The organism is Chroococcidiopsis sp. CCALA 051, from assembly GCF_003015105.1.
Taxonomy (GTDB): domain Bacteria; phylum Cyanobacteriota; class Cyanobacteriia; order Cyanobacteriales; family Chroococcidiopsidaceae; genus Chroococcidiopsis; species Chroococcidiopsis thermalis.
The window spans coordinates 1-13,023 of record NZ_PYCI01000015.1 but is presented as its reverse complement, the minus strand read 5'-3'; the positions used below and the strand labels follow the sequence as shown (position 1 = coordinate 13,023).

Here is a 13,023-nt window from a genome sequence, read left to right as displayed (position 1 = left end):
AGAAATCTCTGCGATCGCTCTAGTCTAGAAACGAGAGAAAGCCATTATCATATTCAGGTACAAGCTGCGGTATTTTAAGATACATAAATTTGCAGTAGGGGCAAACAAACAAGACAATAGCGAAAGCTGGCTCGGGTGGGACAACTGCTTGACTTCAGGAGGGCTTAGACTTTATGCTCTATGAAAAAAGTCAGAGCAATACAGCGATATAAATCTGCAAGTAGCTTAATTTTCTAAAGATTATTACTGGCAATTGACAATTTGCTTCTAGTACTATTAAGTATTCACAAATTCTCTTATTCTTATTAATCAGAATTAGTAACCGAGTCGATGGAGTGAAATGCCAGGAGTAGAACCGCTCGATTCAGCAGGTAGCATTTGAGGCTGACCTGCTCTACCGAGAAGGTGAGTCGGCGCGAACATCTTGCGTCAATACGAACTAGATTGTCACATACCAACTACCAATACAAGCATCTGCCACATGGAATCGGCAATGACTGAGAGTCATTTATATACAGTGAAACTAAACAACTGGCTACAAGCTTGGAGCCAAGGGCAATTAAGGAACGGTAGGTTGAAGATTCAAGACTCCAATGGACGGCAGCAGTGGAGTTTGTATTTTCACTTGGGTCATCTGATTGGGGATGCAGGCGGAGTGCATCCCCGGCGGCGTTGGCTGCGTCAGTTGGCGCAGTACTGCCCTCAAATTCAAGTCGATCCGATACACCTTTACCAAGAACAAAAATATCGCAGCGACGATTATGAGTTTTTAGCTGCATTGATGAGCAAACGAGAGATACTGCGCCAGCAAATGGTATCAGTGGTTCAAGGTAGCGTAGCAGAAGTCTTATTTGATATTCTGCAACAGGAACAGTGGCTGCGCGATCGCTCCCTTCCGCCCCTGAGCTATACTTTTACTCCCGAAGAAAACTTATATGCTGCGCCTTTAGTTTTTCTCTCTCCAGACCGTTCTTGGCAGCAAGCAAAGCAGGCTTGGCAGAAATGGTGTCAGGCGGGACTAGAAGAGTTTTCACCGAATGTGGCTCCGTTGATCTGGCAGCGCGAAGAATTGCAGCAACAATCTTCACCCGTCGTCTACCGCAGTCTGGTATCGATGGTAGATGGTAAGCGAACGCTGCGAGATTTAGCCTTGAGATTGCGACAAGACCCGATATTACTCACCCAATCTCTGCTCCCCTATATCCGGCGCGGCTGGATGAAGTCGATTGAAGTGGGGGATATTGGCGAGAAGCTGGAACACATCATCAAGAGAGGTTCCCAGTCTTCTACCGCACAGCCAAAGACGACGAGTCCTCTCATAGCCTATATCGATGACAGTCCCAGAGATAGCCAGTTGTTAGGCAGAATTCTCACCCAAGCAGGCTATCGATACATTAGCTTGCAAGACTCCGTGCTTGCCCTACCAATGCTTTTAGAACATAAACCTAGTTTAATTTTCTTAGATTTGGTCATGCCGATCGCCAATGGTTACGAAATTTGCGCCCAAATCCGCCGAACTTCTGTATTGAAAGATACACCCGCCATTATTTTAACCAGTAACGACGGGATTATCGATCGCGTCCGTGCCAAAGTCGTGCGATCGACAGAATTTATCTCAAAACCAATCGAAGCGCCGAAAATCCTCAACGTGGTGAGAAAATATTTAGAATTCGGCGATTGAAATACTCGCGTTGCCGACGAGAAACCAGCGATGGAATATGGAATTGATTGAAATCGACCGAGCCTTGTTGTCACGAGTGGGGGTGGTAAGCAGGACAATTGAATTGGAGCAATTGGTAGGAGAGAGTTTGTGAGTACAGTTTTGTTAGTAGAAGATAGTTTGACTGATGCCGAACTATTAACCCGCTATCTCAGACAAATAGGATTAACGGTAATTGGCGTGCAAAGCGGTGAAGAAGCCGAGGCACAGCTAAGATTGCAAACACCAGACTTGGTGATCTTGGATGTCATTTTACCTGGTCAAAGTGGATTTGAACTCTGTCACAGCTTGAAAACAAATGATGCAACCAAGAAAATCCCGATCGTGATTTGTTCTTCCAAAGGTACGGAAGTCGATCGCCTGTGGGGTTCTATGTTAGGTGCAAATGCTTACATAGCTAAACCAGTAGACCAACAACAATTATTGCAAGTCATCCAACAGTTTATTTTATAGTTTTAGAGAACTTATGGAAATACTTGATTCTCTAGCTAAAACGAGTTCGTTGCGACTGGATGGAGTAGCACCATCCTCCCAGGAAAAGTTTCTCCGCTGTCGCCTCGGCTCCCAAGATAGCGGTTTGCTAGCTTTAATTCACGTTGCCGAAGTTATACAAATTGTATTAGCAGAAATATTACCCGTACCCGCCATGCCTGAATGCATTTTGGGAATTTGCAACTGGCGGGGAAAAATGCTGTGGCTAGTCGATCTGAATCTCTTTCTCGACTATCCGCCCCTTGTCGCCTCAGAAATCGCCAGCGTCCCGCTGATGGCGATCGTCATGCAGATTGAAGGACAGTCAATGGGTCTAGTGGTATCGCAAGTACAGGATATCGAATGGCACGATCCGAGTCAGATTCAACCAGCAACAGCAAGTTTATTTGCTGCCAAAACCTTACCCTTTCTACAAGGATACCTGCCTCAAGCCGATGCTATAGTCCTCGACCCCGAGGCGATCGCCCGTTGTCCGATGTGGCAACTGCATAGGGGATAGGGGAGAATTCAAAATTCGGAATTCGGAATTCGGAATTGAAGATGCACCACGCACCGCACACTACTCTCTACTGACAACTGATAACTTTGTACAGACGTTACATGTAACGTCTCTACACTGATAAATACTCATTACTCACTCTCCTAACAACTAACAACTAACAACTAATGCAATTTAAAAATTTATTTAAGCAAGAACAGGAACTACCAGAGCAGAGACAACAATATCGCGGTAGCACAAAAATACTGCCACCTTTAGATAGCACGCAGCAGTCTGCTAGTGACGCAGTTGCAGATGCAACTCAACCTACCGCACTAGTCAATGCCATGAAAGCGGAATTAGAACAAGCGGGATTGTTGACTGCACCGGAAGCTAGAGCTAAGTTTCTCCAGCTGGAGCAGTTGGCACAAATGCTTCAAATGGGAATGAAAGACCAGGATGTAGCAACTGCTAGTAGCTTCAAAAGCGAACGGCAACGATTGAGCGCGATCGCCAGCGTGATGCGACAAGCGGCAGCAGAAGACGGACTGTTACCAACGACAGCTCATCTGGTGTGTCAGTATCTGCAAGCCGACCGAGTATTAATTTATCGTTTTTTGGATGAGGAAAAAGGTGTTGTTTTAGCAGAGGCAATGGTGGGAGATTTTACCCCGAGTTTGGGGGAAACTCTAGCAGTGCGGATGTTTGGGGCAGAAAGTTTACAAGCATACCAACACTCGCCCGCGATCGCTCTAGCAGATATTTATCAAGCTTCCTTGAGTCCCTATCAAATTCAATTGCTAGAACGGTTTCAAGTTTGTGCTAGCTTAAGCGTCCCGATTGCTTTGCCAGAGGGAGGATGGGGTCTGTTGGTGGCGCAGCAATGCCAGAGTCCTCGTAGTTGGACGGAAAGCGAAATCAGTCTGCTGGATCGAGTTGCCACTGAATTAGCCTTGCTCGTACAACCAGAAGAATACAAGATTCTGTTGCGATCGCTCGGCGAACAGCAAAAAGTCTTAGCGCGGGTGATTGAAAAAATTCAAGGTTCCCCCGACATTGGCAGCATCTTCCGCACGACTACCCAAGAATTACGCCAGTTACTCAAAGCAGATCGAGTGGCAATTTATCGTTTCAATCCCGATTGGAGTGGGGAATTTATTGCGGAGTCCGTCGCTGCTGGCTGGGTTTCGGTGATTGAAGCGCAGGAGGGAGACGAAGTTTTAAAAAGCGATCGCGCCAGCCAAGACCGCTGTACGTTAAGAAACTTAACAGCCTATACTCCTAACGCCGATGCCGATACCTATTTGCAAGATACAAAAGGTGGTGGCTACGCTAGAGGGGAAAGATTTAAGCGCGTGGATGATATCTACACGGCGGGATTTTCTCCCTGTTATATCGCCAGCTTAGAGAAATACCAAGCGCGGGCATATGTCATCGTTCCCATTTTCCAAGATACGAAACTATGGGGACTGCTAGCTGCTTATCAAAATTCTGGTCCCCGCCACTGGCAAGACGGGGAAGTCAATATCATGCTGCAACTAAGCAATCCCCTGGCAATTGCTTTGCAACAGGCAGAAGTCCGTCAGCAATTGCAGTCTCAAGCCGATCGAATTGCCCAAGCTGCCGAACGGGAACGTACCGTGACTCGGATTATCGATAAGATCCGGCAGTCTTTGAATATCAATAATATATTTAGAACCACGACCTACGAATTACGCCAATTACTCAAAGCGGATCGAGTTGTGATTTATCGCTTCAACCCCGATTGGGGCGGGGAGTTTGTGGCGGAATCCGTTGCACCTGGGTGGCGATCGCTACTAGAAGCGCAAAAACAAGACGATAGCCTCCAGCATAACTTTACGGACGATGAAGGCTGTGTCGTCAAAGATATACCTGCGCCAGGATCGACTACCGTTGATACTTTCTTACAAAATAACAAGGGTAGTTCGCTGCGAGACAAGCAATATCTTCAAGTCGATGATGTTTACAAGGCTGATTTTTCGGCGTGCTATATGGAATTGCTCGATAAATTCCAAGCCAGAGCCTACATCACCATACCAGTTTATCAAGGGGATAAGTTGTGGGGCTTGCTAGCTGCCTATCAAAATTCTGGAGCGCGCCACTGGCAAGCAGAGGAAATAGAAATTATGCTGCAAGTACGTAACCCTTTGGGGATTGCGCTACAACAGGCAGAGGCATTACAGCAAGTCCAAGCAACATCGGCAAAATTGAGCCGTGCGGCAACTATAGAACAAGCTGTGACTCGAATTACCAGTCGTTTATTGCGATCGCTCGATACGGAGTCGGCAATTTACAAAATTATTCCGAAAGAAGTGCGGCAAATGCTAGCAGCCGAGCGCGTAGTTTTGTATAAATTCAAGCCCGATTGGGGCGGCGAGTTTGTCGCAGAATCCGTGGCTGCTGGGTGGAGTAGCTTGCTAGAGGTCTTACCCGTAATTGAAGACAGCCACTTACAAGACACCCAAGGCGGACGCTATCGCCAAGGAGGAACTATAGCTGTAAACAATATTTATACAGCAGGACACTCTGCTTGTCATGTGGAGCTGCTAGAGCAAATGGAAGCCAAAGCCTACGCGATCGTCCCCGTCTTCGTTCAGCAGGAACTCTGGGGTTTACTCGCAGCCTATCAGAATTCTGCGCCCCGTGAATGGGAAGAAACAGAAGTCAGTGCTCTAGCACAAGTAGGTAACCAAGTCGGCGCAGCGTTACAAAAAGTAAATTATCTAGAACAAATTCGCACTCAAACAGAACAGTTGCAACAACTCGTCCAAAGGGAAAAAGTAGCCAAAGAACAACTTCAGCAAAGGGCGATGCAGCTACTCGTTGCCGTGCGCCCCGCTCTAAATGGCGATCTGACAGTCCGCGCTCCCATCACAGATGATGAAGTTGGGACGATCGCGGATGCTTACAATAATACCTTGCAAAGCCTGCGGCGAATTGTCATGCAATTACAAACGGCATCGACACAAGTTAGCCAAACTTCCCAAAATAGCGAGTCGGCAATGTCGGCACTGACGATACAAGCACAACAACAATTGACAGCGTTACAGCGTGCCATGACCGAAATTCAAGCGATGGTTGATGCTACCACAGTTGTAGCTGCCGATGCCGCACAGGTAGAAAAAGCGGCGCAACGCACCCACCAGACCGTACGGCAGGGGGATGCAGCAATGAACCGCACGGTGGAGGAAATTCTTGCCTTGCGGGAGACAGTCGCAGAAACCAGCCAATTAATCCAGCGCTTGAGTGCCTCCTCGCAAAAGATTTCTAAAGCCGTAGACGCGATCGGCAATTTTACGACTCAAACCCAACTCCTCGCCCTTAACGCTGCGATTGAAGCGACTAGAGCCGGAGAATACGGTCGAGGCTTTGCTGTAGTTGCCGATGAAGTGCGATCGCTTGCCCGTCAGTCAGCCACAGCAACCACAGAAATTGGCAAGCTCGTGCAAGAGATCCAAGCAGGCACGGCGCAAGTCAGCCAAGCAATGGAAACAGGCGTGCAACAGGCGATCGCCAGCAGTCATTTAGTCAGCGATACCCGCTCTAGCCTCACTGCGATCGTGGAAGCCACCGCCGAAATCGGTCAACTCGTTGCCGGGATTAATCAAGCCACCCAATCGCAAACTCAGCAGTCCCAGTCCGTCACCCAAGCCGTATCCGAAGTGGCAAATATTGCTACCAGAACCTCCGACGATGCCACTCTGCTATCTATCGCCTTCCACGAATTACTCATCATGTCACAAGAACTACAAGCCAGTGCTAGTAAGTTTATTGTGAGTCGGGAGTAAGGAGTCGGGAGTCAGGAGTGGCTAGTGACTAGTGGCTGGTGGCTAGTCATTGCGACTTGCGACTTGTAACTTGAATTGTCTCCCTTGTCTCCCTTGTCCCTCCCCAACCCCTAACTTCTAACTCCTCACCCCTAGTATGAACGACTCGCTCCACGAACAAAGCTATGCTTACTTTCTCCAAGAAGCACCGCAATTGTTGCAAGTTTTGGAAGAGGAATTATTGAATCTGAAAGCCGAGTGGAGTATGAATAAGGTTCATACTCTCATGCGGGTAACTCACACGCTTAAAGGCTCGGCGGCTTGTGTTGGTTTGGACAGTATCAAGCAGATCGCACACTCTTTTGAAGATATTTTCCGCCACCTGTGCCGACCGGAAGTCACGCTCGATCGCGAAACGGAAGCCTTACTATTTGAAGCTTATGACTGCCTGCGTACCCCTTTGATGGCAGAAATTACTGGCAGCCACAGTCATGATGCCGAAGTCTTCGATCGCGCTGCCGCAGTTTTTAGCGAATTGCAAGCAAAACTAGGAGTTAATTTCGCGTCAGAAGTTGAAATTCCTAACTCAGATGAATTGGGGTTTGATGTCACCAAATCTATTTTTGAAGTTGGAGTAGCTCAACGCCTGGCAGAGATCGATCGCGCTTTAGCTGGTGGGGAAGTGGAGACGATCGCGATCGCGCTGCAAACTCAAGCCGAAGTCTTTTTGGGCTTGGCAGAGTCTTTAAATTTACCGGGATTTGGAGCGATCGCCAGTGCGGCGATCGCAGCTTTGGCTGGCGATCCCGACAAAGCGATAACCATTGCCCAAGTCGCCCTAGCAGACTTTCAACAAGGGCAAGCATCCATCCTAGCAGGCGATCGCAGTGGAGGTGGGAGTCCTTCGGCGCAGTTGTTGGAATTGGTGGGAGGAGAGGACAAGGAAGACAAGGAAGACAAGGAAGACAAGGGGACAAGGGGACAAGGAAGCTCTTCTTCCCCAACTCCCCCAGCTCTCTTCTCCCCGACTCCCACTCTCCCACTCCCGACTCCCGAAGATGAAAACTCCTTGTTAGAGTCAATCTGGACGATCGCCGAACCTGTAGAGGATGAGGAAGCAGAACCATCAGAGCCGTCAGAGACAGTCACCACAGCAACCAATACTAACTCCGAGCGATCGGTGTCGCCACCTTCATCTTTAGCGAAAAGAGATGCAGCTATGTCGGATACAGTCAGAGTTAATGTCGGGCATTTAGAGCGGCTGAATTATTCGATTGGCGAATTGCTGACTAATCAAAACCGCCAGACTTTACAAGATGAAAAACTACAAGGCGGGATGCAAGGGTTACTTGAATTAATCCAACTGCAACAGCAAATGTTGATGGAACTCAAGCAGCGTCTAGACTTACAGGAAAAAGACAGTTCTAGTAAACTTGCCATGTTGGTGCAATCTTTATTAGCAAATGGAGCGCAACTACAAGCAACTGGGGATGAAATTGACTTCTATACTCGTCAGTCTAGCCAGATGTTGGAAAAACAAAGCCGCTTGTTAAATAGCGTGCGAGATGATTTTTTGACGGCAAGAGTGATTCCCGTCAGCGTTGTTTTCGATCGCCTGCCCCCCATTTTAAGACAACTAGAAACTCTGCACGATAAGTCTGTAACGCTGGAATTCAGCGGTAAAGAAGTATTAATAGACAAAGCCGTCGCTGAAAAACTTTACGACCCCCTTTTGCATTTGGTGCGCAATGCCTTCGATCATGGTATTGAGCCTAAGTCTAGGCGATCGCAATTGGGGAAAGCGTCAACGGGTCGAATTGCCATTCGTGCTTTTCATCAAGGCAGCCACCTGACAATTGAAATCCAAGATGATGGACAAGGACTTAACTACGATCGCATTCGCCAACGAGCGCTCGAAATGGGTTTAGTTTCACCAGTTGACGCTAGCAGTCTCAGCGAAGTTCAGCTAATGGATTTTATTTTTGAACCAGGCTTTTCGACTGCGGCTCAGGTGAACAACCTTTCAGGACGAGGTGTGGGACTAGACGTGGTTCGCGCTCAGTTACATTCTCTTCAAGGAGCGATCGCAGTTTATTCTCAACCCCAACGCGGTACGACTTTCATCCTCCAAATTCCCTTAAGTTTGACAATTGCGAAATTATTTCTCTGTCAGGTTGGTTCTACTACCTATGCTTTACTCGGGAGCGCGATCGAGCAAATCTTACTCCCTCAACCAGAACAATTGCGCCCTTGGCGGGGAGGTAAGGTATTGCGATGGGGTGAAGCAAATGCAGAACAGTTAATTCCTGTTTTACCCCTGAAAGGAATTTTGCCCTATTTTGCGCCGCTAACGGCTCCCGCCAATAGTTCCACCGCTCTACAAGGACGCATTGTATTGCTACGCTATCAAGACCAACTTATAGCAGTAGAAATAGACCAGGCGATCGGCGAACAAGAATTGGTGATTCGACCGCTAGACCCGACGATCGTTCCACCTAGCTATGTTTATGGTGGTAGTATTTTGGCTGATGGCAAACTTACCCTCGCGATTGACAGTACTGCTTTAGCAAAGTACGTAATAGAGCGACAAGTAACTCAGGGCATGGGGCAGGTGAGGAGTGATAAGGATAGCAGTTTACTCAATAGCGTTACGCCTATGCTTTCAATCCCGCAGCTACAATCAGAACCATCTGCTGTGGGAGCAAAAATCTTGTTAGTCGATGATTCTCTCACTTGGCGACAAACCCTAGCGCTGACGCTACAACAGGCTGGATATCAAGTGGTACAAGCAGATAACGGTCGTGAAGCAATGACACAATTGCGATCGCATCCTGATTTAGGGGCGATCGTCTGCGATTTAGAAATGCCAGAAATGAATGGCTTGGAATTACTCCACTACTGTCGTCAATCTTCAAGTTTTGCCCAAATTCCCTTTTTAGTTTTGACTGCTAATACTGATGCAGAAAATCGGACGGCAGCAATGGAATTAGGTGCAACTGGCTATATCAATAAATCGCGATCGCATCAGGAACTTTTGGCAACTGTGGCTCAGTTAGTTCGATAAAGTGTCATTGGTCATTTGTCATTCGTCATTTGTAATTAGTGAGTGGCTGATTTTGACTTTTGACTTTTAACTTTTGACTTACCTACATCATTTGCCGCGATCGCACTTCTCTGACAAACTGTTCTGGATTATCTGGAGTCAGGACGATCGTGCGCTGCGGAAATCTCAAAATTACAGATCGCAGGGGATCGGTAGCATAAGCTTGATAGGAACCAAGGCGATCGTTGCGAAACCGTCCAGTTATCGCAAATAATCCCCCATTTCCCCACGTTCGTAGCGAGTTGTCCATAGCGTACGGATTGCTCTCAGCATTGATTAGCTGCGTTAATGGAATCTTAGAATTCCAGCCAAAGCGCTGAATGTAAAGTGCGTCATTTGTTAGTTTGTATCCTCTAACACCGAACAGCGCCGATGCAATAAGAATTGCTAGAGGTAGTACAACCATTGCTAGTAGCCAGAAAAAATTGTTCCGTTCTTCCCCTACTAATAAGCCAATCAAAGCTACCCCTAGCAAAATAGAGCTAAAGAGCATAGTACTGAAAATGAGTGACTTATCCCAAGGGGCATTGAAAACCGTACCCGTATACATAAGTTCCCTCCACTTTTCAAACTTCAGAATAGTTTGACTGTAGTATCGATCGCCAACTACCAACTACCCATTACCAACTACCCATTACCAATTCATAGCGGTTTTCGAGTGGGTAAAATAAGCGATCTGTAGGGGCGCACAGCTGTGCGCCCCTACTACAAACGTCACGCACGCAATCGAGAATTGCTATCATATCAAAATCTTTCTTCCCCTTGACACTTGCTCACCTCTTTCGAGCTAACTTATGCTGCTCGAAATGCTGCTAAACGAGCCTTTTCGACCGCTAATTATAGGCGTTGAAAAATGTTAAGTTGGCAGAGCGCGATCGCATAAACTCACTATTTACTCAATTCTTGTAGAAACCTTGTCAGCTCTCAGCAATACGCAACCTCTAGCGGCTGCAACAGAATTAACCACCACCCACCAGCCGCCGATAATTTCTAAACCCGTCCTTCGGACTAGCCTCAAGGCTTCTACTATCGATGGTGTTTTTGCTGCCATCTTTTCTAGCGTTACCAGTGGTGTCTTACTAACTAACTTTTTGCTTCAGTTGGGGGCAAATCCTCTAGAAGTTGGGATGCTCTCTTCGATTCCAATGCTGACGAGTTTACTACAACCATTAGGAGCATACTTAGCCGAACGAAGTAGCAGCCGTCACTTTTTTTGTTGGTGGACTTTTATCCCCGCACGACTGTTATGGTTAATTCCCATCGCAGGTATTTGTTGGATTGTTTGGTTTAATACTAACTCTCACCAATTAGTCAGTTTGACTTTGGTAACAATTTTTGCTAGCAACATTCTTGCAGGCTTGGGTACTTCCTCATGGTTGAGCTGGATGGCGGCTTTAGTCCCCCATCGCTTGCGGGGTCGATATTTTGGCTTTCGCAATAGTGCGGCAAGTTTGACGACTTTAATCGCCGTACCACTAGCCGGATTTGCGATTTCAATTCTGCCTGGTAGCACCATTCAAGGATACGGGATCGTCTTGGGATTGGGAATTATTGCAGGAATCGTCAGTTTGGCGTGTCAAAATTTTATGGTCGATGTCAATCCCCAATTGCCACCACCATCGCTGTTATCGCCATCAAAATCAAATTCTCTAGCAGTAGCAGAAGTCATACAACCGCCGCCAATTTTTAGCTTGTTCCGAGATTTAAATTTTGTCAAATTTCTGCTTTACTTCGGTTTGTGGGCATTTGCGATTAACTTAATCGTGCCGTTTTATAACCTTTACTTGCTAGACAATTTAAAACTAGACCTCAATTGGGTGTCTTTATATACGAGTCTCCATGCAGGCACGAACTTGGTGATGCTGCTGGTTTGGGGTAAGCTAGCCGATCGCCTGGGGAATCGTCCCTTATTGTTGATAGTAGGGATTTTAGTGGGAGTTTTACCTTTATTTTGGCTGGGAACGGGAAATAACTTATTATCGCTGTGGTTGTGGTTGCCGCTCATTCACCTGGTTAAAGGTTCCCTGTGGGCAGCAATTGACTTGTGTAGTAACAATATCCAAATGGAATTAGCACCCAAGTCCCATCCTTCCAGTTATTTTGCGATCGCTGCTGCCACTGCTGGTGTATTTGGCGCTTTGGGGACAACTGTAGGCAGCCAACTCACAACTTTAGACGCGATTGGTGGTCTACCTGGAGTGTTTATTATTTCTACTATTGTGCGTTTACTTGCTTTATTTCCCTTAATTTTCGTCCGCGAACCGCGCAGCCAGCCTCTTACGCAAGTTTTGCGTTACTTACGGAAACCGCAATTAGTAACACAGGAGCCTGCAACAAGCGCGACTAATTCTGCACAATAGTAATTAGTTACAAGTCATTTGTTCATTGTCAGTTGTTATTTGCGAATGACCAATGACCAATGACCAATGACCAATGACCAATGACTAAACAGCATGAATAAAGTAGATTACCTCCGAATTAGCTTAATCGACCGCTGTAATTTTCGGTGTCAGTATTGTATGCCCGAAGGTGCAGAGCTGGATTATATTTTGCGACAACAGCTATTGACGGCTGAGGAATTGCTAACTTTAATTCGCGAGGTATTCATTCCAGTAGGGTTTACGCGATTTCGATTGACTGGTGGCGAACCGTTACTGCATCCGCAGGTTGTGGAAATTGTCCGGGCGATCGCAACTCTACCTCAAACTCAAGACCTGGCGATGACAACAAACGCATTTTTGCTGTCAAACAAGGCACAAAATCTTTACGATGCCGGGTTAAGACGGATTAATATCAGCCTCGACTCGCTCGATCCTGAAGTGTTCGATCGCATTGTGGGCAGTCGCGGACGTTCCCGTTGGCAGCAGGTTTGGGACGGCATTCTCGCCGCGCATCGGGTGGGTTTCGACCCCTTGAAATTGAATGTCGTCGTGATTCCTGGGGTAAATGATTGCGAAGTCTTAGATTTAGCCGCCCTTACCCTAACTCGTTACTGGCACGTCCGGTTTATTGAATTTATGCCTATCGGTAACTCACAACTATTTGGCGATCGCGGTTGGGTTGCTTCGGCTGAGTTACGCCAGCGCATCTGCGAGGCTTACGGCTTAGTCGAGTCGCAAGTGCGGGGTAATGGACCTGCTGACGTATTTCAAATTCCTGGGGCAAAAGGGACGCTGGGATTTATCAGCCAAATGTCAGAATGTTTTTGCGATCGCTGCAATCGGATGCGTCTGTCTGCCGATGGCTGGTTGCGTCCCTGTCTACTCAACGAAATGGGACAAATTGACCTTAAATCTGCCCTGCGCGCTGGCGTTCCTACTACTGAAATTCGCGATCGAGTAGCCCAACTACTTGCCCTGAAATCGGAGATTAATTACAAACAAAGAGAGTCTGGAACGTCTGCCGGAACTTATGCCCGTACCACTGTCTCTTATACACATCT

8 protein-coding genes are annotated in these 13,023 nt (G+C 47.1%); 7 read left to right on the top strand and 1 reads right to left on the bottom strand.

Annotated features, from left to right (window positions below; all coding sequences use genetic code 11):
- Positions 1-424 precede the first annotated feature (424 nt).
- The 5 genes from C7Y66_RS05475 (at position 425) to C7Y66_RS05455 (ending at position 9,542) form a co-directional block, all read left to right on the top strand.
- Positions 425-1,681, top strand: coding sequence for a response regulator (locus C7Y66_RS05475; RefSeq protein WP_146149739.1), 1,257 nt, complete (start codon positions 425-427; stop codon positions 1,679-1,681).
- A 129-nt stretch (positions 1,682-1,810) separates the two neighbouring features.
- Positions 1,811-2,173 carry a response regulator transcription factor gene (locus C7Y66_RS05470; protein ID WP_015157319.1) on the top strand — a complete coding sequence of 121 codons (363 nt, stop codon included), beginning with the start codon at positions 1,811-1,813 and terminating at the stop codon, positions 2,171-2,173.
- 13 nt (positions 2,174-2,186) lie between these two features.
- The gene (locus C7Y66_RS05465; RefSeq protein WP_015157320.1) at positions 2,187-2,711 is read left to right on the top strand and encodes a chemotaxis protein CheW; all 525 of its coding nucleotides are present in this window, start codon (positions 2,187-2,189) and stop codon (positions 2,709-2,711) included.
- A 167-nt stretch (positions 2,712-2,878) separates the two neighbouring features.
- Positions 2,879-6,499, top strand: coding sequence for a GAF domain-containing protein (locus C7Y66_RS05460; protein ID WP_106544785.1), 3,621 nt, complete (start codon positions 2,879-2,881; stop codon positions 6,497-6,499).
- A gap of 136 nt (positions 6,500-6,635) precedes the next feature.
- Positions 6,636-9,542 (top strand): hybrid sensor histidine kinase/response regulator, encoded by a 2,907-nt coding sequence (locus tag C7Y66_RS05455; RefSeq protein WP_106544784.1) that lies wholly within the window; start codon positions 6,636-6,638, stop codon positions 9,540-9,542.
- 82 nt (positions 9,543-9,624) lie between these two features.
- Here C7Y66_RS05455 and C7Y66_RS05450 read toward each other — a convergent pair whose 3' ends face one another.
- Positions 9,625-10,131 (bottom strand): PH domain-containing protein, encoded by a 507-nt coding sequence (locus C7Y66_RS05450; protein ID WP_106544783.1) that lies wholly within the window; start codon positions 10,129-10,131, stop codon positions 9,625-9,627.
- A 364-nt stretch (positions 10,132-10,495) separates the two neighbouring features.
- Here C7Y66_RS05450 and C7Y66_RS05445 point away from each other — a divergent pair, with 364 nt between their 5' ends.
- Together C7Y66_RS05445 and moaA are read left to right on the top strand one after the other, a co-directional pair.
- Positions 10,496-11,941, top strand: a complete 1,446-nt coding sequence (locus tag C7Y66_RS05445; protein WP_106544782.1) for an MFS transporter — start codon at positions 10,496-10,498, stop codon at positions 11,939-11,941.
- A 93-nt stretch (positions 11,942-12,034) separates the two neighbouring features.
- Positions 12,035-13,023, top strand: a 989-nt coding sequence (gene moaA / locus C7Y66_RS05440) for a GTP 3',8-cyclase MoaA (protein ID WP_106544823.1), incomplete at its 3' end; no start/stop codon positions are given.

Excerpts from the sequence above, each read along its gene's own strand:
- C7Y66_RS05465 (WP_015157320.1), top strand. The coding sequence starts at position 2,187 with ATGGAAATACTTGATTCTCTAGCTAAAACGAGTTCGTTGCGACTGGAT.
- C7Y66_RS05460 (WP_106544785.1), top strand. The coding sequence starts at position 2,879 with ATGCAATTTAAAAATTTATTTAAGCAAGAACAGGAACTACCAGAGCAG.
- C7Y66_RS05455 (WP_106544784.1), top strand. The coding sequence starts at position 6,636 with ATGAACGACTCGCTCCACGAACAAAGCTATGCTTACTTTCTCCAAGAA.
- C7Y66_RS05450 (WP_106544783.1), bottom strand. The coding sequence starts at position 10,131 with ATGTATACGGGTACGGTTTTCAATGCCCCTTGGGATAAGTCACTCATT.